Annotated in this window: 19 protein-coding genes; 10 read left to right on the top strand and 9 right to left on the bottom strand. The window is 44.7% G+C overall.

All coding sequences use genetic code 11. The features are described 5' to 3' along the window. Positions 1–131: 131 nt before the first annotated feature. From L2096_RS15010 to rpmH, 7 genes are all read right to left on the bottom strand, one after another. Entirely contained in the window at positions 132–1,682 is a 1,551-nt protein-coding gene (locus L2096_RS15010; RefSeq protein ID WP_055414715.1) for a DHA2 family efflux MFS transporter permease subunit, read from the bottom strand. Positions 1,683–1,718: 36 nt separating this feature from the next. Beyond that, a complete protein-coding gene (locus L2096_RS15015) occupies positions 1,719–2,786 on the bottom strand; it encodes an HlyD family secretion protein (RefSeq protein WP_250365757.1) in 1,068 nt (355 codons plus the stop codon). Positions 2,787–3,262: 476 nt separating this feature from the next. Beyond that, positions 3,263–4,618: a tRNA uridine-5-carboxymethylaminomethyl(34) synthesis GTPase MnmE gene (gene mnmE / locus L2096_RS15020; RefSeq protein ID WP_004944540.1), complete on the bottom strand. Its 1,356-nt coding sequence runs from the start codon at positions 4,616–4,618 to the stop codon at positions 3,263–3,265. A 96-nt stretch (positions 4,619–4,714) separates the two neighbouring features. Next, a complete protein-coding gene (gene yidC / locus L2096_RS15025) occupies positions 4,715–6,463 on the bottom strand; it encodes a membrane protein insertase YidC (RefSeq protein ID WP_151840477.1) in 1,749 nt (582 codons plus the stop codon). A 5-nt stretch (positions 6,464–6,468) separates the two neighbouring features. Then, positions 6,469–6,789 (bottom strand): membrane protein insertion efficiency factor YidD, encoded by a 321-nt coding sequence (yidD, locus tag L2096_RS15030; RefSeq protein ID WP_004933497.1) that lies wholly within the window; start codon positions 6,787–6,789, stop codon positions 6,469–6,471. 10 nt (positions 6,790–6,799) lie between these two features. Beyond that, a complete protein-coding gene (rnpA, locus tag L2096_RS15035) occupies positions 6,800–7,195 on the bottom strand; it encodes a ribonuclease P protein component (protein WP_171063717.1) in 396 nt (131 codons plus the stop codon). A 23-nt stretch (positions 7,196–7,218) separates the two neighbouring features. Then, entirely contained in the window at positions 7,219–7,353 is a 135-nt protein-coding gene (gene rpmH / locus L2096_RS15040; RefSeq protein WP_000831329.1) for a 50S ribosomal protein L34, read from the bottom strand. Positions 7,354–8,015: 662 nt separating this feature from the next. Between rpmH and dnaA the strand changes: the two genes are divergently transcribed. From dnaA to gyrB, 4 genes are all read left to right on the top strand, one after another. Next, positions 8,016–9,410 (top strand): chromosomal replication initiator protein DnaA, encoded by a 1,395-nt coding sequence (gene dnaA, locus L2096_RS15045; protein ID WP_048763243.1) that lies wholly within the window; start codon positions 8,016–8,018, stop codon positions 9,408–9,410. 162 nt (positions 9,411–9,572) lie between these two features. Then, positions 9,573–10,721, top strand: coding sequence for a DNA polymerase III subunit beta (gene dnaN / locus L2096_RS15050; protein ID WP_004933506.1), 1,149 nt, complete (start codon positions 9,573–9,575; stop codon positions 10,719–10,721). 15 nt (positions 10,722–10,736) lie between these two features. Beyond that, on the top strand, positions 10,737–11,819 hold the full coding sequence (gene recF / locus L2096_RS15055; protein ID WP_004944545.1) for a DNA replication/repair protein RecF: 1,083 nt from the start codon (positions 10,737–10,739) through the stop codon (positions 11,817–11,819). Positions 11,820–11,866: 47 nt separating this feature from the next. After that, entirely contained in the window at positions 11,867–14,335 is a 2,469-nt protein-coding gene (gyrB, locus tag L2096_RS15060; protein ID WP_004933512.1) for a DNA topoisomerase (ATP-hydrolyzing) subunit B, read from the top strand. A gap of 55 nt (positions 14,336–14,390) precedes the next feature. On the opposite strand, the gene L2096_RS15065 is transcribed toward gyrB, so the two are convergent. Next, the gene (locus tag L2096_RS15065) at positions 14,391–16,325 is read right to left on the bottom strand and encodes an ATP-binding cassette domain-containing protein (RefSeq protein WP_004933517.1); all 1,935 of its coding nucleotides are present in this window, start codon (positions 16,323–16,325) and stop codon (positions 14,391–14,393) included. A gap of 378 nt (positions 16,326–16,703) precedes the next feature. Between L2096_RS15065 and L2096_RS15070 the strand changes: the two genes are divergently transcribed. From L2096_RS15070 to erpA, 3 genes are all read left to right on the top strand, one after another. Further along, entirely contained in the window at positions 16,704–17,714 is a 1,011-nt protein-coding gene (locus tag L2096_RS15070) for a putative solute-binding protein (protein WP_004933520.1), read from the top strand. Between the two features lie 244 nt (positions 17,715–17,958). Next, a complete protein-coding gene (locus tag L2096_RS15075) occupies positions 17,959–18,966 on the top strand; it encodes a putative solute-binding protein (RefSeq protein WP_151676313.1) in 1,008 nt (335 codons plus the stop codon). Between the two features lie 130 nt (positions 18,967–19,096). Beyond that, positions 19,097–19,432, top strand: a complete 336-nt coding sequence (erpA, locus tag L2096_RS15080) for an iron-sulfur cluster insertion protein ErpA (protein WP_004933526.1) — start codon at positions 19,097–19,099, stop codon at positions 19,430–19,432. A 60-nt stretch (positions 19,433–19,492) separates the two neighbouring features. On the opposite strand, the gene L2096_RS15085 is transcribed toward erpA, so the two are convergent. Next, positions 19,493–20,623: an anhydro-N-acetylmuramic acid kinase gene (locus L2096_RS15085; protein WP_004933530.1), complete on the bottom strand. Its 1,131-nt coding sequence runs from the start codon at positions 20,621–20,623 to the stop codon at positions 19,493–19,495. Positions 20,624–20,684: 61 nt separating this feature from the next. On the opposite strand from L2096_RS15085, the gene tyrS reads away from it, so the two are divergent. The 3 genes from tyrS to L2096_RS15100 all read left to right on the top strand — a co-directional run bounded on the left by tyrS (position 20,685) and on the right by L2096_RS15100 (position 24,845). After that, positions 20,685–21,917: a tyrosine--tRNA ligase gene (gene tyrS / locus L2096_RS15090; protein WP_171429207.1), complete on the top strand. Its 1,233-nt coding sequence runs from the start codon at positions 20,685–20,687 to the stop codon at positions 21,915–21,917. Between the two features lie 508 nt (positions 21,918–22,425). Continuing rightward, positions 22,426–22,680 carry a hypothetical protein gene (locus tag L2096_RS15095; RefSeq protein ID WP_004933535.1) on the top strand — a complete coding sequence of 85 codons (255 nt, stop codon included), beginning with the start codon at positions 22,426–22,428 and terminating at the stop codon, positions 22,678–22,680. A 230-nt stretch (positions 22,681–22,910) separates the two neighbouring features. Beyond that, on the top strand, positions 22,911–24,845 hold the full coding sequence (locus tag L2096_RS15100) for a bifunctional metallophosphatase/5'-nucleotidase (protein ID WP_250365758.1): 1,935 nt from the start codon (positions 22,911–22,913) through the stop codon (positions 24,843–24,845). Positions 24,846–25,125: the final 280 nt, after the last annotated feature.

Here is a 25,125-nt window from a genome sequence, read left to right on the forward strand (position 1 = left end):
ACCCCTATTATTTTTGATAATGAATAAACATTTCTTGTTTAAACTGGCATCCAGCATTGAGAGCGAGTGGCCGGATTGCCTTATTTTTTACTGCAACAATATTTTTCCCCATAGGTCACTAACCTGAACATTTAGAGTGAGACTTTTTTCCCCCGATCCATAAAAAAGGTAAGAAAAGCCATCACCAGCATGATCATGGCCAGTAGTTTCAATAAATCGTTAAAGCTTGATGCAAGGGCCTGATAATGGACTTGCTGGTAAATGACTTGCGTGGCCAACTGCTCTGAAAGATCGCCCAATTCAGCATACTGCGCCTTCAATTGCGCCATCTTTTCGACAAAAATCCAGTTGTCTGGAGTGAGGCCACTATTGAGTTCATTGCTGTGCCATGCCGTCAGCCAGTCGATACGTGAATTGATCAGCGCCAGCCCTACGGCTCCGCCAATGTTTCGCATCAGGTTATAAATTCCGCTGGCATCGGCAATCTTGTGTTCGGGCAGGGTACTCATGGCCAACTGTGAAATCACAATCAGGCAAATCATCAGGCCAATTCCCCGATACACTTGCGGCCAAAACATAAAATCGTAATCGCTTTGAATGGTTAAATGCGCATTCAGCCAGACACCAAATGCAGCCATCAACATGCCCACAAAAACTGTTTTACGCGCATCAAAGTTGGGAATTAACCATGCCAGCACTGGCGCGAAGAAGAACATCACAATGCCGGTGACCATCATGATGTGGCCAATCTGGCTGCTATTCATCTCGCGCACTTGCCCTAGAAAGACTGGAATCATGTAGCCCAAACCATACAAGGCCATGCCAATCACAAAAGTAATCATGCAGCTTAAGGTGAAGTTTTTATTTTTAAATACACTCAGATCCAGCAAAGGTTTGGGGGTCACAAAACTGCGATAAAAGAAAATCATCGCGCCCAACAGACTCACCAAAAACGCAACCCGTACACCGACATCGGCAAACCAGTCATAGCGACCACCTTCGTCGAGGAAATACTCCAGTCCTCCCAAAAACATGGCCATGCCGACCAAGCTAAACCAGTCCAGTTCTCGAACCAATTTATAATTGGCACGGTCAATCGCGGGATTGGCATACACCACCACCGAAATAATAATCCCCGGAATAATATTGATCAGAAACATCCAGTGCCACGAAAAATTGGTGGTGAGCCAGCCACCAATCGTGGGCCCAATCGCGGGCCCCAAGGTACTGATCATTCCAAACAGCACCAATGGCACTGCACGTTTGGCTTCGGGAAACAGTAAAAATAGCGCGGTCATAGATGTCGGGATCATCCCGCCGCCCATAAAGCCTTGTAAGGCGCGAAACACCAATAAGCTTTCTAGATTCCATGCCAGTGCACATAATAGTGAACTGAAGGTAAATCCGACCGCGCACAAGGTATAGTAAACACGGGTTGAAAGGATTCGCGACAAAACACTCGACATCGGAATCGCGATAATTTCAGCAATCAGATAGACCGTTTGCACCCAAGTGACTTCATAGCGACTGGCGCTCATGCCTGCCTGAATTTCATTGAGTGAACTGGCCACAATCTGAATATCTAAAATGGCCATAAAGTTGCCAAAAATCATGGCAACAAAAATCACCCACGCCACGCGAGGTGCAAAATTCCACTGGTTAGTCTGAGCTGAAACGGTCATGTGGTTCGATCCTCATGCATCATGGTTTGAGCCTCGTTAACTTCTCAAGTCCACTTTGGCCACCACCGACATCCCCGGTTTGATCAGATCAATCTGCGGATGTGGAAGAATCGAAATACGCACTGGAATGCGTTGCACCACCTTGTTAAAGTTACCCGTGGCATTATCTGGCGGCATCATGGAAAAGGTTGCACCAGAAGCAGGAGAGAAACTTTGTACCTGACCGTTAAAGGTCAGACTCGGATAGGCATCGAGTACCAAGCTCACGCGTTGTCCTGCGCGCATTTTTTCAATCTGGGTTTCTTTAAAATTGGCCTCTACATACAGACTATTTTTGGGAATAATCGCCATCAGGCGAGTTTGTGGATTAACTCTGGAACCAATCTGAACAGCGAGACTGCCGACTTTTCCAGATACTGGCGCGACAATTTCAGAAGCATTTAAATCGATATCGTAAAGTTTGACGGTGGCTTTGGCGTTGTCTAGATCGGCATACAATTGTGTGCGTCCCGCCTGAACACTGGAAAACTGAGCCTGTGCAGCTTGAATCGCTGCCTGTGCCTTATTTAACTGTGCCTGTGCAGTCAAATATTCAGCCTGAGTGGCTTCAAAACGCTGACGTGTAATCACGCCCTCTTTCAGTAATTGCTGATAACGACGAAAATCTGCGCTCAAGCGGCTTACATCTGCCGCTGCCGCATCACGTGCACTTTGGGCTTCTTGAATGCTGGCCTGTGCGGATTTCTCATTTTCAGTTTGTACCGAAAGACCAGCTTGTTTCAGATTCACCATCGCTTTGGCTTGATCTGCACGGGCTTGTAAATCGCGATTATCCAGTGCAGCCAGTGGCTTACCCTTTTCAATCGTTTGATTTTCATGGACATAAAGTGCCAGCACTTCACCAGAAACCTTGGGCATAATCCAAGTTAAATCTGATTTAACATAGGCATTTTCGGTCGACTCATAGAAACGATACACAAACCAGTAATACAACACCCCCAGCAGAATGCCTAAAAATAAAAGGGTGAAAATCCCCCAAGCGATTTTTTTCCGACGAGCATAATCAGGTTCTGGCTGATTATGCGGAACAGGAAGCTCATCCATTGTGTCTGACCTTATAACACTTTAATTTAAATGCTTATTTTTTACACAGCAACATGCATCAATGCATCATAGGTGAGGAGCTTGAATATGATGAAAAAACAGGTCGCACGATTCCCCTACAGGCGGCTGCCCTAATCGTATGCTTTCCCGCTAACTACACATTATTATTAAGTGATTTTTCATCTAAATTTTATTATCTATTTGACACATTAACCCAAATGAAGTGCGTAAATTGTCAAATTAATAATCATTAAACCCCTGGGTCACAAACAATAGTGTGTATTGTGAATCGTGTCAATTACATGAAAAATTAACTGATTTACCGAATTTTTCAGTATTTTGGGTGCAATTTGCTCAAGTTAAGCGAAAATATTAAAAAGAAGAATTAAAAAATGATTGAAAATCAATGATAAAAAAATAAAAAAGCATTTCCCTAAAAAAAGGGAAATGCTTTGAATTATACATGAGAATGACTATTATTTGCCAATACAAAATGAGCCAAAAATTTTGCCTAACAAGTCATCGGCACTAAATTCACCAGTAATTTCCGATAAAGCGTTTTGAGCCAGACGCAACGATTCGGCCACCAACTCACCTGCGTGATACACCACCAGTTGCTCACGTGCCTCATGCAAATGTAGCTGAGTGCGCTTCATTGCATCGATATGACGAGTACGGGCAATAAAGGTATCTTCTTCAGGTTGAAAGCCCGCATGCGCTGTAATCGCTTCTATGAGCGCCTGAACACCGGTTTCTTGTTTGGCCGAAACCCATACATGTCGAAAGCCTTCAAACTGCTCGGCATGCGAAGGGGTATCGATCAAATCACATTTGTTACCAATGAGCACCAGCCGACGCGGATCTAAATGCTCAGCAAAATATTCCCGCGCCAAATCCAGTGGATGCTCACCTTGACTCAAGTCATACACCAATAACAGCAGATCGGCTTGCTCGATTTCCTTGATAGCGCGGCGAATCCCTTCTTTCTCGACCACATCACCTGTCTCACGCAGTCCCGCCGTATCGGTGAGGGTGATGGGCAGTCCATTCAGACTGATTTTTTCATGCAGCACATCACGTGTAGTACCCGCAATATCCGTCACAATGGCACGTTCATTTCCGGCCAGAGCATTGAGCAGACTCGATTTACCGGCATTGGGTTTACCTGCAATCACCACTTGTAAACCTTCACGTAGTAATTGTCCCTGACGTGCAGAACGCTGAACCTGAGACACCGAATCACAGACATCTTCGAGTAATCCCAAAATCTTACCATCGGCCAGAAAATCAATTTCCTCTTCAGGAAAATCAATCGCAGCTTCTACATGCAGGCGTAAATGGATCAACTTTTCCAGTACTGCATTGATCTTAACTGAAAATGCGCCTTGTAATGAGCGTACTGCTGAACGTGCAGCGGCCTGTGAAGTGGCATCAATCAAATCGGCAATTGACTCGGCCTGCACCAGATCCAGTTTGCCATTTTCAAAGGCGCGCATGGAAAACTCACCCGCTTTGGCAGCTTGTGCTCCAAGTTCGAGTAGCCGACCCAAGATGGCATTTAAAATCACCGGCCCGCCGTGTCCCTGAATCTCCACGACATCTTCGCCAGTAAAAGAGTGAGGATTTGGAAAGCACAGTAGCAATCCCTCATCCATCACCTGTGCCTGTGCATCGTAAAACTGTCGAAAGCCAGCCATTCGAGCTTTGGGCAAGGCCTTAGCGGTCAACTGCTCGGCAATTGCGTAGGCTTTAGGGCCTGACAAGCGGATCATACCCACACCGCCACGCCCGGGTGCAGTGGCAATTGCGGCGATTGTGCTTTGATAGTGCATACAAAAACCTAAAAACAAAAAGAAGGCGGTTCAATAAAAAATCCGCTTAAGCGTAACATCTTAAGCGGATTTATTCAGCTGTTGCGTCTCGCTCAATTACGAGGTCGTTTCAACTTTATTTTCACGTGATTTAGCAACGCTTTTGTTGATAAACCATTGCTGTGTGATGGTAATACTGTTGTTGACAATCCAGTACAACACCAAGCCAGCAGGGAAGAACAACATGAATACCGTGAAAATGATCGGCATAATGCGGAACACTTTAGCCTGCATTGGATCTGCCGGTTGCGGGTTCAGCATTTGCTGAATGAACATGGTCGCGCCCATCAAAAGCGGCAAGATAAACCATGGGTCCATTGCAGACAAATCTTGAATCCAGAGTATCCATGGTGCATGACGAAGCTCGACACTTTCCATGAGCACCCAGTACAAGGCCAAGAAGATTGGCATTTGTAACAACAGCGGTAAGCATCCAGACAACGGGTTGACTTGCTCACGCTTGTAAAGCGCCATCATTTCTTGGGAGAAACGCATGCGGTCTTCGCCAAACTCTTCTTTCATACGCTGCATTTCAGGTGCAATCACACGCATTTTGGCCATCGAGCGATAGCTCTTCGACGACAGCGGCCACAAGATGAGTTTCACTAAAACGGTCAATAAAATGATTGACCAGCCCCAGTTGCCGACGATGTTATGGAAGAATTGCAAACCAATAAACAGTAGTTTTGCGATTGGCCATAACCAACCATAATCGACAGTCTGATTGAGTCCGACAGCCAGATCTTTGAGTTCAGATTGGATTTTTGGACCCGAATAGAACGTCGCATCCACGGTCATGGTTTTGCCCGCAGGCACATTAATGGTTGGAGAAGTAAAACCAATAATGTTCATGTTATCGGCAGATTTGCGCGACTCAAGCTTGGCGGTATACGCCTGCTCACCAAAATGACCTGGAATCCATGCACTTACAAAATAGTGCTGAACCATCGCCACCCAACCACCTTTGGCTTCTACGTTTAACTTCTCGTCTGAGAAGTTGGCAAACTTCAGCTTGTTGTAGTGCTCGTCAGGAGAACCCCATGCACCGCCTAAGAAAGTGCCAAGTGTAAAGATACCTTGATCAGACTTGCCTGGATCTTCAGAGTTGTCTCGTTTGATTTGACCAAACATTTGACCCTGCCAGTTTTGCTGACTGCGGTTGACCACCTGATAGCTCACTACAACTGGATAATCGCCTTGCTTGAAAGTAAAACGCTTGATGATTTCCACACCATCTGCTGTTTTGTAGACCATTGGAACAGTAAGCGTTTTAACCAGCTTGCCGTCTTTGTCTTTCACTTCTTTAGCATCGGCTAAGGTGTATGCAGATTTTTCTACATCATACACCGGACGACCTGCACGGCTGCTGTCAGGACCATTTAAGCCAATCAAACCCGACTGTGCGACATAGGTACGTTTGGCATCACTTTCAAGCATTACAAACGGTTGATCACTGTTTTTGCTTTGATCATGATTAAGTAATTCAATACGCACAATATCACCACCTTTTGGATTGATCCAAAGGTGATAAAGGTCAGTCTGTATTGAAATAAGCTGTTGACTTACAGATGCTGGAGCAGCTGTCGGTGTTTGCTGGGCAGCAATATTTGCTTGCGGTACGTCAGAAGACGTAGCAGCTGCTTGGCTATTTGGCAAATCAGCAGACACATCATGCGACACTGCAGCAGCCGTTTGTGGCTGTACGGGTGTATTTGCATGACCATAATCTTTTTGCCAAGCCAAAATGAGCAAATATGCCGTGACAAACATGGCCCCGAGAATTGCAAACCTGGCCCATTGTTGCATATCTATTACCCCAAGTGGTTAGAGTGATTTAGGTTCATTAAACGATCACGAAAGGGTACAGCAACGTGATGCGTTTGAGAATCTATTTGCTGAAACGAAATAAAATGAATTGCTTTTGACGGCACGGGGTCATAACCCGATCCACCCCACGGATGACAGCGGCAGATCCGGCGAATAGCCAGTCCAGTGCCTTTGACTGCACCATGCGTATGAATTGCTTCGAGGGAATACTGAGAACAGGTCGGAATATACCGGCAACGAGGACCAAGCATCGGACTAATTGCGATTTGATAAAAACGAATCAACCAATGAAGGATACGAACCATTGGCGCATCTCTAATGCAAAGAAGGAGAAACAGCTACTTTTTGATATTTTTTAGCCTGACGAAGAAGTTTTTGCCAAGCAAACTCAAGCTGCTGATGCAAATCAGCATTAGATACCGCTTCAATACCTATCTTAGGCATGACCACAATATCAAGTAAACCGACGTGTTGCTGATGCAAGCGAAAGCTTTCACGAGCAAGTCGTTTTATTCTATTTCGTTCGTGCGCACGGCGCACTTTTTTCTTGGCGACAATCACCCCCAAGCGACTTTTTGCGTGCTCGGACGGTTTCGCAAGAAACAAGAAGTGGGGCTGATGCACTTTAAAAAGCGCACCATTAAACACACCTTGGTAATCTGCAGCACAGCGTAATCTTACCTCTGTGCTGAAGCTATAAAGTGTCATCACCCGATCGTATCAGCTAACTGTGATTAAACAGTTAAGCTGTGACGACCTTTTGCACGACGGCGAGCCAATACTTGACGACCAGCTTTTGTAGCCATGCGAGCACGGAAACCATGAACGCGTTTACGTTTTAATTCCGAAGGTTGGAAAGTACGTTTCATGTCGAAACTCCCATATTGATCTTTCTGTAAAGGTTCGCGATTGTATTGTGCAATCTTTACACTGTCAATGAAAAACAGGAATCTTTACATTTAAATGTCTGTCGAGAGCTCAGATCATATCTGGCAAAACCAGTACTTGAAAGATCACACAAAAGTTATACACAAACTAATACTTTAGATTTATGGCATTTTTTTGTATATTTGGCACTTATTCTCAACCTTATCAACAGCTTTAACTTGATCGATAGCGTCATCCTCTTGATTTGAATTTAAATTCATATCTCGCTAAATTATCCACAAGACATGAACGCTTATTAAATAAATTCAAATTTTAAAATTTAAATTTATTCTTATTAGGGATAACTTTTTCTGTGGAATAGCCTATTTTAAATTTAAAAACCAATAAGATAGGTTGTGGATAAGCTTGTTTTAATCACATTTACAGATTGTGGATAACTTATCCCTAAAAACTATCCACAGGATGTGGAAAACCTTATCCACAAGTCAATTGAATTTAAATTTATAGCGTAAGCGTTTTCTTTTTAGACAAAATCAAGATAATCCTTCATGACAGATGTGGATAACTTGGTTAGAATGGCCACCCCTTTTCAAGAAGGGTGGGTGGATGTTGTGGTTTTTGAATTTAAATTAAGGGGATTCACATGCTTTGGACGGACTGCTTAACTCGCTTGCGACAAGAGCTCTCTGATAATGTCTTTGCGATGTGGATTCGTCCTTTGGTAGCCGAAGAGACGGAGGATCGTCTACGTCTATACGCGCCAAATCCTTACTGGACGCGTTATATACAAGAACATCACCTTGAATTAATTTCTATTTTGGCCGAACAGTTGTCTGAAGGCCGAATCCGACAGGTCGAGATTTTGGTCGACTCACGTCCGGGCGCAATTTTATCCCCAGCTGAACAACCCGCAACCACGACGGCAGCGTTATCCACAGCACCCGTAATCAATAAAGTCAAAAAAGACAGCACCGATACCGCACCTGCATCGAATGCGAAAGTTTTAAATTCAAAAAAGCGTTTACTCAATCCACTGTTTACCTTTTCGCTATTTGTTGAAGGTCGCTCCAACCAGATGGCTGCCGAAACTTGTCGTAAAGTGCTCACACAGTTAGGTGCCTCTCAGCATAATCCGTTATTTTTGTATGGCCCGACTGGATTGGGTAAGACTCACTTGATGCAAGCGGTGGGCAATGCACTCTTACAAGCCAAGCCAAATGCACGCGTGATGTATATGACCGCAGAGAGTTTCGTACAGGACTTTGTCAGTTCATTGCAAAAAGGCAAAGTAGAAGAATTTAAGAAAAATTGTCGTTCACTGGATTTACTTTTAGTCGACGATATCCATTTGCTGGCCGGTAAAGAAGCCAGTTTGGTTGAGTTTTTCTATACCTTTAATGCGCTGCTTGATGAGTCAAAACAGATTATTCTGACCTCAGATCGTTATCCAAAAGAATTAACCGAACTCGATCCGCGTTTGGTTTCACGTTTTTCTTGGGGATTATCGGTGGGCGTCGAGCCACCCGATATTGAAACACGTATCGAAATTTTACTTAAAAAAGCAGAGAATAGCGGCGTTGATTTACCGCGTAACTGTGCATTGTTTATTGCACAGCAAGTGGTGGCCAATGTGCGTGAGCTTGAAGGTGCATTAAATAAAGTGGTCGCGATTGCACGCTTTAAAGGCTCGCAGATCGATCTGGATGTCGTCCGAGAATCACTCAAAGACGTGCTGGCGATTCGTGCGCGAACCATCAGTGTGGAAAATATTCAGCGTGTGGTCAGTGAATATTTCCGTATACCTTTAAAAGAATTAATTGGACCTAAACGTACCCGTATTTATGCCCGTCCACGTCAGTTGGCAATGGGCTTGGCACGTGAACTCACCGGCGACAGTTTCCCTGAAATTGGCATGGCTTTTGGTGGGCGTGATCATAGTACGGTCATGCATGCCTGCGAAAAAGTGCAGAGCTTAAGGCAGGACGATCCTATTTTTAATGAAGATTACAAGAATTTGCTGCGTTTGTTGCAAAGCTAGACGTTCTTCATACACTTTTTATCGCTGCATGGCCTGATCAAGTGATTCAGGCCATTTCGTAATCGTGTTAACCGTCAACATCGGATCGCAATTTTCATCCTATCTTTTCAGACAATTTAGGTTAGAATACTTTTTAGTTTTTTTGAGTTTAAGGGTTAAAACGTGCGACTAAAAATAGCCAAAGAAAGTTTACTCAATGTTCTCTCTCATGTGGTCGGTGCCGTGGAGCGTCGCCATACATTGAATATTCTTTCCAATGTGAAAATTCAGGCTAATGCGCAGGCTTTGACCATCACTGGATCTGATCTGGAAGTGGAATTGGTGGCCAGCACCACACTGGCAGAGGGGGCTTGCCTTGAAGTCGGTGAAACTACAGTTCCAGCACGTAAACTGGTCGATATTTGTAAATCTCTTCCTTCTGCGGCACTGATTGATCTGCAAATTACTGAAGATCAGCGTTGTATTTTAAAGTCGGGCAATAGCCGCTTTGTGCTGGGGACTTTACCTGCTGAAGATTATCCACTGCTGACCACAGAAAGCAGTCAGGGCACACAGGTTCAGGTGACTCAGCGTGAATTAAAGCGATTATTTGAAAAAACATCTTTTGCCATGGCGGTGCAAGATGTACGTTTTTATTTAACAGGCACTTTGCTTGAAATTGATCAAAATCAATTACGTGCAGTGACCACCGACGGTCACCGTTTGGCTTTATGTGAAGTTCAGGCGTCCTCAACTGCGACTCAAGCGGTTCAGGCGATTGTGCCACGAAAGGCAGTGGGTGAGTTACAGCGTCTATTGAGTATTGAAGATGATCAACTGAGCCTGTTGATTGGCCGTGAACTGTTAAATGTGACCATTCACATTGCCAACCGTGACAAAGAGCAGCATCCGATTACGGTACGCTTTACCACCAAGCTGATTGATGGCAAATTTCCAGACTATCGCCGCGTTATTCCACGTGGTGGCGACAAGCATGTGCAAATCGCTCACGATGTCTTTAAGCAGTCGTTGCAGCGTGTGGCAATCTTGAGTAATGAAAAGTTGCGTGGCGTGTTTCTGAATTTTAATCCAGACGTTTTACAACTGCGTGCGAATAACCCAGAGCAAGATGAAGCGATTGAAGATTTAGCAATTCAGTATCAAAATACGCCACTCGAAATGTCATTTAATGCGCAGTATTTACTCGAAGTACTGAATGTTTTAGATGGCGACGATGTGAGTATGAGTATGACTGAAGCCAATCAGTCGGTTTTGGTACAAGACGCTGCGCATCCTGATCAGACCTATGTGGTCATGCCAATGCGCGTATAACCTGCCGATCCGCTGATGCAAATTACGCGTTTAAACATCGAACGTGTGCGCAATTTAAAAACGGTTGCTCTCTGTGGATTGCAACCGTTTAATATTTTTTACGGCGCAAACGGCTCTGGCAAAACCTCGATTTTAGAGGCGATACATCTCTTGGCGACCGGGCGTTCTTTTCGAACGCATATGCCGAAGCATTATATTCAGCACGATGCGCAGGATGCCATTGTTTTTGCCCAATCGATATCTGAAAAAATTGGTATGCAAAAGCTGGCATCGGGTGAGCAATTGATCAAGGTCAATGGCGACACCGTCGCCACTCAAGGTCAATTGGCCAAACTATTGCCTTTACAACATCTAGATCCACAAAGTACCGACATTATCGATTACGGCGCCAAGCCGCGTCGACAACTACTCGATTGGTTGATGTTCCACGTGGAACCCGAGTTTTATTTTGCTTGGCAATATTATTCACGCGCGCTCAAGCAGCGTAATATGCTGCTCAAAACCAAGCGGCAGCTCACGCTGGCTGAACTTGAACCGTGGAACAAAATGCTCAGTGATTACGGCGAAATGCTGCATTCGCAGCGTCTGGTCACAGTCGAGCGCTGGAAAGGGTTTTTTCAGCAAGATCTTGCGCATTTGCTTCCTGAGCTTGAGATCGAGCTGGAATACAGTCCTGGATTTCATACTGAGGTCGGGCTGTGGCAGGATCTGCTCAATTATCATGAAAAAGACCTTGAACGACGCTACACCGAATACGGTCCGCACCGTGCCGATTTACGCTTAAAAACGCCACTCGGTGCAGCGGATGATGTCTTGTCACGTGGGCAAAAGAAATTGCTCATGATGGCACTAAAACTGTCACAGATTGCAATGTTACATGCGAGTAATAAGGAAACTGTGGTATTATTAGATGATCTGACAGCAGAATTAGATAGTAACGCGCAACGACGTTTAATTGAACGATTGAGCCAATTGGGTAGTCAAGTTTTTATTACCACTTTAGATCATCAGGCTGTGACTCAACATTTAGATGATCTGTCTATTTCTTATCAATTATACAATGTTGACCATGGTCAAGTTCATGCTGTTTCACGTTGATTTTTTACCCATCTTTGGATAGACCTAATTTTTGCTAGGGAGAAACCATGAGTTCAGAATCGCAATCTGCCTCTCCAACAGAACAAACAATTGAAAAGGCGTATGATTCCTCTAGTATCAAGGTATTACGTGGGCTGGATGCTGTTCGTAAACGTCCGGGCATGTATATTGGTGATACTGACGATGGGACTGGCTTGCACCACATGGTGTTTGAAGTCGTCGATAATGCGATTGATGAAGCGTTGGCTGGACATTGTGACGAAATTATTGTCACCATTCATGAAGATGAATCGGTCAGTGTCTCGGATAACGGCCGTGGAATTCCAACCGATATTCACCCAGAAGAAGGGGTTTCTGCCGCAGAAGTCATCCTGACCATTTTGCATGCCGGCGGTAAGTTTGACGACAACAGTTATAAAGTGTCTGGTGGCTTACACGGTGTAGGCGTGTCGGTGGTGAATGCGTTATCTAGCAAATTGCAGCTAACGATTCATCGCGCCGGTCAGATTCATGAGCAGGAATATCAGCACGGCGATCCGAAATATCCGCTTAAAGTGGTCGGTGAAACCACCACCACAGGAACAACAGTGCGTTTTTGGCCAAGTGCGGAAACGTTCAGCCAAACTATTTTTAGTGTCGACATTTTAGCGCGTCGTTTAAGAGAGTTGTCATTCTTAAATGCCGGTGTAAAAATCGTCTTGCGTGATGAGCGTGTAAACTTTGAACATATTTATGCTTATGAAGGCGGTTTGTCAGAGTTTGTAAAATACATCAACGAAGGCAAAACTCATCTCAACGACATCTTTCATTTTACTGCTGATGCCGATAACGGTATTGGCGTTGAAGTTGCGCTTCAGTGGAACGACAGCTATCAGGAAAATGTTCGCTGCTTTACCAACAATATTCCGCAAAAAGATGGCGGAACACATTTGGCGGGTTTCCGTGCCGCACTGACACGTGGATTAAACAGCTATCTTGAGAGCGAGAATATTCTCAAGAAAGAAAAAGTCAGTGTGACTGGTGACGATGCACGTGAAGGTTTGACTGCCATCATTTCGGTTAAAGTGCCGGATCCTAAGTTTTCATCACAAACCAAAGAAAAATTGGTTTCAAGTGAAGTGAAGCCTGCGGTTGAGCAAGCCATGAACAAGGAATTCTCGGCATATTTGCTGGAAAATCCGCAAGCGGCGAAATCAATTGCAGGAAAAATTATCGATGCGGCGCGTGCGCGTGATGCGGCGCGTAAAGCACGTGAGATGACGCGTCGTAAAAGTGCGTTGGATATTGCGGGTTTGCCGGGTAAATTAGCCGACTGCCAAGAAAAAGATCCTGCATTGTCTGAGCTGTATCTGGTCGAGGGTGACTCGGCAGGTGGCAGTGCTAAACAGGGTCGTAACCGCAAGATGCAGGCCATTTTGCCGCTCAAAGGTAAAATTTTGAACGTGGAACGTGCGCGCTTCGACAAGATGATTTCAAGTCAGGAAGTGGGTACTTTAATTACGGCCTTGGGCTGTGGTATTGGCCGCGAAGAATATAACCCAGATAAGTTGCGTTATCACAAAGTCATCATCATGACCGATGCCGATGTCGATGGCTCGCATATTCGTACCTTGCTGCTTACATTCTTCTTCCGTCAAATGCCGGAGTTGGTCGAGCGTGGTCATATCTATATTGCCCAGCCACCTTTATATAAGCTCAAAAAAGGCAAGCAAGAGCAGTATCTCAAAGACAACGATGCACTCGAAACCTTCTTGATTTCAAATGCCATCGATGACTTGGCCTTACACATCAGCGCCGATGCACCAGCCATTACGGGTCAAGCTTTGGCAAGCGTGATTGACGATTACAAGGTATCGCAAAAGAGCTTGCAACGTTTAACCCAGCGTTATCCTGCGACCTTACTCGATGGCTTGCTTGAAGTAGAGCCATTTAAAGCCGATCAAAGCCATGATCGTCCGTATGTCGAGCAATGGGCTGAGCAGCTCGGTCAAGTGATTGCAAAATTACAGCCAAGCTTGCGTCCTGAAGTGAGTCTGGAAAGCTTTGAACGTGAATCTCCAACAGGCGAAAAATCGATTCATTGCTGGCCACGTATCACGGTCTATGTCCACAATTTACCGCATCATTACCTGCTCGATGCCGGTCTGCTCAATTCAGCCGAATATGCACGTTTGCTAAAAAATTCGAAAAGCTGGTTCAAGTTGATCGAAGAGGGTGCTTATTTGCAAAAAGGTGAGCGACGCATTCCTGTGAGTAATTTCCATCAGGTGTGGCAGCAAATTTTGCAAGACTCGCGTCGTGGCATGATGATTCAACGCTACAAAGGATTGGGCGAGATGAATGCCGAGCAGTTATGGGAAACCACTATGGACCCAGAAAACCGTCATATGCTGCAAGTGACCATCGATGATGCCATTGAAGCAGATCGTATGTTTAGCTGTTTGATGGGTGATGACGTAGAACCGCGTCGTGCGTTTATCGAAGAAAATGCATTAAATGCCGATATCGATGCTTAATGCTCAATAAAAAAAGGCGCCTCAAGGCGCCTTTTTTTATTTCAGTGTGCTTGGCTTAATCAAAGGAACTTTCCAGTTCTTCCAGCTCCATCATGAGCCCGAGCATTTGTTCTTCCGCCTGTTCAAGCTGTTGTTTAAGCTCGGTTTGCTCGTTCATGAGCTTAAGTAACTCATCTTTACGTGCTGCATCGTAAATTGAGCTATCGCCCAGTGCGATTTCAATTTCAGCCAAACGTGGCTGCAAGCGACCGATCTGGCTTTCAAGCTTCTCAATATTTTTTCGAATCGGACGCGTCTGTTCACGACGTTTTGCAGCTTCTTTACGCTGTGCTTCTTTGTCCAGTTTTGAAATAACCGGTTGTGCCTCAACTTTGGATTGAACTGGCGCTGCCGGCTGTTGACCCTGTTTCATCAGATCATTACGGGCCTGACGAAGCCAGTCCGCATAATCATGTAAATCCCCATCAAAATCACGACTATTGCCTGCATGAACCAAAATCAATTCATCACATACACTGGCAATCAATTGACGCTCGTGCGACACCAGCACAACGGCACCTTCAAAGTCCTGTAATGCCATGGTCAGGGCATGACGCATATCCAGATCCAAATGGTTGGTAGGTTCGTCCAAAATCAACACATTAGGGCGCTGCCATACAATCAATGCCAATGCCAGACGCGCACGCTCGCCGCCTGAAAAACTCTCACTCGGCGTATCCATACGTTCACCACTAAACCCAAAACTGCCTAGAAATGCGCGCAGTGTGGCTTCACTGATTTTTTTATCCGCAATACGAGACAATTGCAACATTGGGCTGGCTGCACCGTCTAGGGCATCCATTTGATGCTGGGCAAAATAACCGATATTGAGCAGCTCTGAGGCATAACGTGTGCCCCGCAATAGCGCCAAATCACCCACCAGCGATTTGATCAGCGTCGATTTTCCGGCACCATTCATACCCAGTAGACCAATCCGGCTGGTCGGGGTAATTTGTAAATTGACATTGGTCACAATCAATTTATCGCCATAACCAATATCAGCGTGTTCAAGTGCCAGCAGTGGTGAGCTCATTTTCGATGGCTCTCGAAAGCTAAAGGTAAACGGCGTATCTACATGGGCAGGTGCCAGTTCTTGCATTCGCTCTAACTGCTTAATACGGCTTTGTGCCTGACGAGCTTTGGTGGCCTGTGCTTTAAAACGATCGATATATTTTTGTAGATGTGCGCGAGTTTCTTGCTGCTTTTCAAAAGCCTGTTGTTGTTGCGCGAGACGTTCTGCACGTGTGGTTTCAAAGGTGGAGTAATTACCGGTGTATAGCGTGAGCTGTTGGTTTTCGATATGCAGAATATGATCGGTAATTGCATCGAGGAAATCACGGTCATGCGAAATCAACACCAAGGTGCCTTCGTACGCCTTGAGCCAGTCTTCCAGCCACAAAATCGCGTCTAAGTCTAAGTGGTTGGTTGGTTCATCGAGCAGGAGTAAATCTGAGCGACTCATCAGTGTACGTGCCAGATTCAAGCGCATTCGCCAACCGCCTGAAAAGCTTGCAACATCGTATTGTGATTGATAGTCGAAAAATCCTAAACCGGCCATAAGCTGGGATGCCTTGGCCGCGGCTGCATAACCGTTAATTTCATCAAAACGACTGTATAGGTGTGCCAGCTCGTCGTTACTCAGTTGATCTGGATGCTCGAGTTGGTGCTGAATGGTCCAGTATTCTTCATCACCCGACAACACGAAATCGATCGCTTTCATGTTCAGTGCTTGAATTTCCTGTGCCATGTGCGCCACAGTCCAGACATTCGGGCGGGTTAAACTGCCGCTGTCCGATTCTATGCCACCTAACAACGCAGCAAAAAGGGTGGATTTTCCAGCTCCGTTGACCCCCGTGAGACCAATTTTCCAGCCTGGATGCAATTGCATTGAAGCTTTTTGAAATAAGACGCGTCCGCCACGGCGAACTGAAAATTGATCAAGTTGAATCATGGAGAAAGTGACGCTATGCAGAAAACAGTAGCGCTATTCTAAAGACATCCGCAGATGAAGACAAAAATTTCATCTCGACAACAACACGCGAGATCGTTTAAAGTCAAAAGGTGACTCGGCAGTCCATAGGAAAAAAGAATCGAAATGATCAAATAATTTATTTATCCATTAAAAAACAAATAATTAAAGAAAATGAATAATATGACAATGAAACAATATGAATAAAAAATGTGCGACAAAACACGATTAATTCGTAAAACTATTCATTTTGCCACAAAAAAATGGAGTAAAAGCTCTATTTTTTTTCAGACAACAACATTAATATTTGGGGTGAAAGGATACCCTGAACTAAAAAAAGTCAATTAAAGGAATCATAAGATGAAGAAAATTGCACTCGCGCTCACCGCTGCGTCAATTTGTGGCCTATCTGCAACAGCACAAGCTGCAAAGGTCGATGTCTGTGTCTTCGATTTACTGGGTAAATCGGGTGAATCATACAAAATGATGGAAGAATGGGCTTTGGCTGCCAAAGGCTGGGGCGCCGATATCAATTTGGTGCCGCGTCAGGATGAAGCCGTTGCAGACAACGATTTCAAAGCCGGCAAATGTGATGCCGTGGCCATGACCGCCATGCGTGCGCGTCCGTACAATAAGTTTGCTGGTTCAATCGATTCACTAGGCGGTGTTCCGAATAACCAGATTGCCCAGCGTGCAATCAGCTATGTACTCGATGGTCGTAATGCCGCCAAAATGACCACCAATCTGGGTGGTAAAAAATATGAAGTGGCTGGTATTTCACCATTAGGTTCGGCTTTCATTTTTGTCCGTGATAAAAACATTAACTCGATTGAAAAAGCAGCGGGTAAAAAATTCGCGGTACTCGGTTATGACGATGCACAAAAAATTATGGTGCAGCGTGTAGGAGCACAGGCGGTAATTTCCGATATTTCAAACTTCGCGGCTAAATTTAACAATGGTCAGGTCGATATTATTGGTGCCCCAGCCTATGCGTATAAGCCATTAGAGCTACAAAAAGGTTTGGGTGCAAACGGGGTGATGTGGAATTTCCCGGTTCTTCAGGTGACTGCCGATTTGGTGATTCGTCCAGATCAATTCCCGCAAGGCTTTGGACAAAAATCACGTGACTGGTTTGTTAAACGCTTGCCGAAGAGCTTTGCCATGATCAATCGTTTAGAGGCTGAAATTCCAGCCAAATACAAAATGAATCTAAACGCCGATGACAAGCTGAAATATCAGAAACTTTTACGTGATGGCCGTATGGATCTCACCAAACGTGGTATTTACGATGCCGAAATGATGTCGGTATTGAAAAAAGCACGTTGTTCGGTTGATAAAGCCAATTTCGAATGTGCAATGCCTGGCGAATAAGCTTGATTTAAAAATGAAAGTCCGGAAATTTCCGGGCTTTTTTTATGTATTTTTTGCTGTCATTTCAGCCATTGTTTCACACAACAGAAACGCTAAGCTAAATCATGACCCAGTGCCGTGCGCATATTTGAATTTGTGCCATACCTGCCTGCACCGTGTCGAGCAGATAACAACAACCACTTAAGACATGACTATAAAACCGAATCGTCTTGAGCAATCAATAACACCATCAAAGGACATGATGATGAACTGGATCTCCAAAACCTTCTGTGCAGCCCTCGTTATGACTGGTGCCAGTGCAGCAAATGCCAAACAAACCGTCTGTGTGTTCGACTTGGTCGGAAAAAATGGCGATGTATACAACCTAATGAAAGATTACCAACTGGCAGCTAAAAGCTGGGGTGCCGATATTGAACTTCGAGTCGCGCAGAATGAAGCCGTGATTGCAGATGATTTTAAGGCCGGCAAGTGTGATGCAGTCAGTATTACCGGCATGCGTGGGCGCCAATTTAACGGGTTTACTGGCTCGCTTGATGCCATTGGGGCAATCACAGATCTGAAGCTGGCAGTTAAAATCATGCAGGGACTCGCCAGCCCGACCTTCGCCAAATACATGGTGAATGGTCAATATGAAGTCGCAGGGGTGATTCCTGTTGGTGATGCGTACTTGCTGGTCAACGACCGTAGTATCAATACCGTTGCCAAAGCTGCAGGCAAAAAAATTGCAGTACTCGATTATGACGAAGCTCAAAAAATTATGGTGCAGCAAATTGGTGCGCAGGCCGTGAGTGCAGATGTCACCAACTTTGGTGCCAAATTCAATAACCATCAAGTGGATATTATTGGCGCCCCGGCGGCGGCCTTTAAACCACTTGAGCTACACAAGGGGCTTGGCAGCACGGGCGCAATTGTGAATTACCCGATCTTGCAAGTAACCGGAAACATTATTATTCGTAAAGATAAGTTTCCTGATGGCTTTGGCCAAAAATCTCGAGAATGGGTAAAAGGGCAGTTACCGCGTGCATTTGGTATTTTGGGCAAGATGAAAGCCGATATTCCACAAAAATACTGGATGGATGTGCCTGCTGCCGACAAACCGGGTTATCAAAAAATGATGCGAGAGGCGCGTATAAATCTTACCAAACGCGGCATTTACGATAAACGCATGATGAAGCTGTTATGGCAATTTCGTTGTAAAGAAGATCGCGCCAACTTTGAATGTGGTTTGAAAGACGAAAACTATAGCTCTTAAGCCCGCATGATCAGGATAGCATCACAGCAAGAATATAGTTTAAACTTCAAAGACAGTCCCCATATTGAATATGTTATACTGTCACATGCTTTAAAGATGATGTCTGAATCTAGTCTGAGGAACACCTGTCATGAATGCTCAAGCTCTTGTTATCACTGATAATGCTGCAAATAAAGTGCGCCAACTCCGCGACAGCGAAGGCAATCAGGATCTCATGTTGCGCGTTTACGTTACCGGTGGAGGATGTTCGGGCTTCTCGTATGGCTTTAATTTTGCCGACAGCCCAAATGAAGACGATGCCGAATTTGTAAATGGCGATGTCAAAATGCTGGTCGACTCGCTGAGTTATCAGTACTTGGTTGGCTCGGTGGTCGACTATATTGAAGGACTAGAAGGGTCACGCTTTATTGTACAAAATCCGAATGCGACCACCACATGTGGTTGCGGATCATCGTTTTCAATTTAAACCAATCCAGATTCAGCATAAAAAAATCCCCAATACGGGGATTTTTTTATGCGATCGGGTTTAACGCTGGGTGATGCTTCCCAGTACACGAAAGCCCTCTGCACCCGTCACTGAGGGTAAGTTCCCCGCTTGCTGATGCATAAAGCGCATGGCCAGCCATGCAAATGCAGTGGCCTCGACCCACGTTGGCGAGAGTCCAAGTACACTGGTGCTTTGTACCGACCAGTGGTGTTTGCGCAAACGCCAGCGCAACTGTTCTAAAAGATGCGAGTTGTATGCTCCACCACCACAGACATAGACTTCACCCGTATCTAAATCTGAACGATAAATGGCTTTTTTGATGGCTCGGGTGGTGAGCTTGAGTAAGGTGGCCTGAACATTTTCTGGCGTGTCTTCAAGCTCCTGATATTCAAGTTCGTCATTACGCCAATCGGCCAGTTGATCGTCAAGCCAGTCCAGATTGAAATCTTCCCGGCCTGTACTTTTGGGTGGCTCTTTTGAGAAAAAGGCATGGGCTTGTAAACGTTCGAGCAGACCGCGAATAGGTTGACCATAAGCGGCCCAATTGCCATTTTCGTCAAATGGATGTCCTGTATAGCGCTCGCACCAGGCATCCATCAAAATATTGGCTGGGCCAGTATCAAAACCATATACCCCATTCGGATTTCCTGCTGGCAATAAGCTGACGTTGGCAATGCCACCTAAATTTAAAATCACCCGATGAATGGTAGGATGCTGAAACACTGCCTGATGAAAAGCTGGAACTAAAGGCGCCCCTTGGCCTCCGGCTGCCATATCACGCCGGCGAAAATCTGAAATCACGGGAATCTGGGTGATCTCAGTAATAATATTCGGATCACCAATCTGTAGGGTAAAGCCATGTTCAGGCCGATGTCGAATGGTTTGCCCGTGTGAGCCAATCGCCTTGATTTGACTCCGATCTAAATGATTTTTTTCAATCAGCGTATTGATACCATGTCCAATCATGGTCGCTAGTGCTACATCGGCTTTACCCATACGATCTATTTCGTTGTCGTCGGGCAGTGTAAGTGCCATCAGTTCATCACGTAACTCTGGATCAAAAGGCAGTGTCAGGGTCGCATGTAGATAAAGGGGATCAAATGAAGCAGCAACAAAATCAACACCGTCCATGCTGGTGCCGGTCATTACCCCAATATAGATCGCTGTCATGAGCAACTTCGCCTGCAATATGCTGAAAAAGTGTTAGTATATCGCACAAATTGAATAACTGATGTGTTTAGGTTTTGTGATGTCAAATTTCTTGCCTGCTGAAGAACAGCTTGCCCTCATTCAACGAGGCACTCATGAAATTATTTCTGAAGAGGATCTGCTCAAGAAACTCAAAGAAAATCGCCCACTGCGAATCAAAGCAGGGTTCGATCCAACTGCACCAGATTTGCATTTGGGTCACACGGTTCTAATCAACAAATTAAAAGCATTTCAAGATCTGGGCCATGAGGTCACGTTCCTGATTGGCGATTATACTGCCATGATTGGCGATCCAACCGGAAAAAGTGCGACGCGTCCGCCACTTACTCGTGAGCAGGTCGAGGCCAATGCCAAAACTTATCAAGAACAGGTCTTTAAAATTCTTGATCCAAACAAAACCAAGGTTCGCTTTAACTCGGAGTGGTTTAACCAGCGTACTGCGGCAGATCTGATTCAACTGGCCAGCCAGCAAACTGTTTCACGCATGCTTGAACGTGACGATTTCACCAAGCGTTACAACAATCATCAACCGATTGCCATTCATGAATTTTTGTATCCTTTGGTACAAGGTTATGACTCTATTGCGCTTGAAGCCGATGTCGAGTTGGGGGGTACAGATCAAACTTTTAACTTACTGATGGGGCGTACTCTGCAAGGACGCTACGGTCAAGAATCGCAAGTGTGTATTACGGTGCCGATTCTAGAAGGTTTGGACGGCGTCAACAAAATGTCTAAATCTCTGGGTAACTATATTGGGGTATTTGATGCACCGGGTGCGATGTATCAAAAAGTCCTTTCTATGCCAGATACCTTAATCGAGCGCTATTTTGAACTACTCAGCTTTAAATCACTTGAAGAGATTCAGGGTTTACTCGATGAAATGGCCAATGGCCGTAACCCGCAAGATTTGAAAAAAATCTTGGCACTCGAGCTGGTGGAGCGCTTCCATGATGCAGATGCTGCTGCCAATGCCCACAAAGGTGCAGGCAATATCATCACAGAAGGTGAAATTCCTGAAGGTACGCCTGAAGTCACGATTTCACGTGGCGAATTCGGTGGAGAAATCTTTATCGCTTCGATTGTGCGTTTAGCTGGGCTCACCAAAAATGCTGCACAGGCAAAAGACGCTGTTTCACGTGGAGCCGTTAAAGTCGATTGGCAGGTGGTTGATGCAAATTTCTCGGTCAAAGAAAATAAAACCTATCTGATTCAGGCCGGTAAAAAGGCCATCGCTCAAGTCACCTTTACCGATTAATTCAAGCATATACAAAAGCAGATCTTAGGATCTGCTTTTTTTTGTTGATTTTACGGTGCCACACTATGGATTTAAAAGCTAAAAATAACCCTTCAAGGCACTTCTAAACAGATCAATTTATGCTATAAAAGTGGAAACAGTGACACAAACGCATATTAAAATTAAGCCTGTAAAACTGATCGTGTTTGAGCGATTGTAATTATTTTAAAACGGTTGTAGTTGAATGGTGATTAAAGCTACACAGATCGGCAAAATTAAGTTAATAAAGAAGTCAACAACACCCACAAGATGAAACTGCGTACCAATCTATTCTAGCAATTCACCCAACGACGTTTATTCGATATTTTTTAAAATTACACGCTTTTGATTTAGATTGATTAGCTCACAGGAGGCCAAATACCACAAATAAATATATCGCATCGATTGAGCCATCGACATTTTAATCTATACATCTTCATTTTAACTTTGACATGACTTTGATAATTAAAAACCAAGAGGAGCGACCAGCATGGGCTTTGATCAACAACATCTCAACTGGCTTATCACATTCCTATTCAATACCTCTCCAGACTCAATCGAACAGCAAGACTATCATCTCGCGCATTATTATTTAGATAAGCTCGATATAGCAGAAAATTATCAATTATTTAGTATGGTACTTGCACGCTTACCACAGCGCGCGAAACTGTTTTTCTTAGAAGAAAGTTACAAAGGTAAACAGCAGATGATTCGAGAAGTAGTCGACGTACGCTGTCCATTCTAACTCTATATCCAGATCACCCATTAAATAGTGGCTCAGATCAGAATGATCTGGGCCTTTTCAACAATATAGCTTTAAGTAAATTATTAAATTCAAATAATCATTATTATTGTGAAGTTAAATTAAAAACATTGTTAAAAAATGGTGTCAGAATTGCATAATAAAAACAGAATCCTGATTCATTACAGGATCATGTCTTCATAACACATTGATTATCGATAAAAGTTAAAACTATGCCCAACTTATCTTCATATGTGCAGTCGATTTCCTATACTGCAAAATCTTCGCTTTCTATTTCGCTTGCCTTCACCATGTGTTTAGGAGTGGTCGGCTGCCGTGATCAGCATTCATCTGATGCGACAACATCAACCACACCCACAGAGCCTAGCACACTTAAAATTTTGCATATCAATGACCATCATTCACATTTAGATGAAGAACAGATGGAACTCAGCATCGACAACGATCAAGGACAAAGTACAACCTATACCGTGAGTCGTGGCGGGTTTGCACGTGTCGCGGCATTGATCAAACAGCTCGAAACAAAAACTGAACCACAACTGAAACTGCACGCAGGTGATGCCACCACAGGGGATCTATATTACACCCTGAGTAAGGGTCAAGCCGATGCGGACTTGATGAATACCGTTTGTTTTGATGCTTTCACCATTGGCAATCATGAGTTTGATGGTAAAGATGAAGGCCTGAAAACATTTATCGATGCATTGGATCGGGGTCAATGTGCTAAGCCAACAGCCGTTTTGTCTGCAAATGTTCAGTTTGGTCCTTCTTCGGTGTTGTACCAAAGCAGTCGTGTACAGAAATCGACTGTAATTGAAACACAGGGGCAAAAAATTGGCCTTGTTGGACTCACCATTGCACAAAAAACTAAGAATGCATCGCAGCCCAATGCCGACACGTTATTTCTAGATGAGCTCAGCAGCGCACAGCAGGAAATAGACCATTTACGGCAAACGGGTATTAATAAGATTGTTTTACAAAGCCATGTTGGCTTTGAAATGGATAAAGTGCTGGCGACACAGTTACGCGGCGTCGATGTGATCGTAGGAGGAGATTCGCATACCCTATTGGGGCCAAGTGAACTGAGTCGCTATGGCATTACACCAGAAGCCTCCTATCCAACGCAGCTTCGCAATGGTGATGGTGATCCGGTTTGTATCGTACAGGCGTGGCAATATAGCTATGTGGTTGGGGAGCTGAATGTCAACTTTGATGCGCAGGGGCGGGTTAAATCCTGCCAAGGTACGCCGCATATACTGATCGGCAATGATTTTCAGCCTAAACAGCGTGGTCTTGTTCCACTGACGACACAGCAACAAACGCAACTCGGTGAGACGTTAATGCAGCGTGCTCCAGCCTTTCGTGTGATACAGCCCGATGCGATGGCGCTGTCTATTTTAAAGCCCTATCGCGAAAGGAAAACTCAATTTAGCCAAAGCTTGGTGGCTTATGCCGATGAGATCTTTTGCCTGCGCCGTGTGCCGGGAACACAGCGTGATATCAACCGCTCAGGACTTGGCGATATCTGTAACCAAGATGCGCACGTGAACCAATATGGGGGTGATATTCAACAACTGGTTGCAGAAGCGTTTTTACAGCAAGGTAAAAGCTATTTTGCTGCAGACCTGTCTTTATTAAATGGTGGCGGAGTACGGACCGATCTTGATCGAGGCGAAATAAGCGTGGCAAAGGTCTATCAGGTTCTGCCCTATAACAGCACTTTAGTGCAGCTCAATATGCGCGGAAGTGAAATCAAGGCAGCACTAGAAGATGCACTAGATGCAGTTATTCGCCTTAACAACACAGGAAGCTATCCATATAGTGCTGGCCTACGCTGGACAGTCGATATGAATCAGAACAAAGGCGAACGTATTGGTAATCTAGAGTTACAAACGCCGTCAGGGCACTATACGCCATTACACATGGAGCAGCGCTATCGTGTAGTTACTTTAGACTTTCTCGCCAATGGTTCAGATTATTACCACACACTGGCTACGATTAAAGGCGAACATCGAATTGATGTGGGGCTTGAATATGCCGATGCATTTTTACAGTATTTAAAACGCAACCATGATGTACGCCCAACCCTAAATAAATTGGCGACAGCGCAATACAGTACGCAGCAATTCATTGATCGTCCGCTTTAAATCCAATATTTATCGCTTCGATCCACATATTCAGTATGTGTTCATGCACACATAAACAGCAGCAGATGATTAAAATCGCCTGCTGTTTGTTCAAAAAAGCCGATTTTGTTTTAAAAACAAACGATCATGGCAAATAATTTAAAAAAGGGGTTGTAAAGGAATGGGGATGGTGTAGAATGCACATCCATCGGCGGTGATGCAGATAGAAACTTGTTGAAAAACAGTAACTTGGCTTGATTGGTTGGGTTATGGGTTTGGAGATAAAGTTTTAAAAATATCG

It is taken from the genome of Acinetobacter sp. ACZLY 512 (assembly GCF_023614015.1).
Lineage (GTDB): Bacteria > Pseudomonadota > Gammaproteobacteria > Pseudomonadales > Moraxellaceae > Acinetobacter > Acinetobacter soli.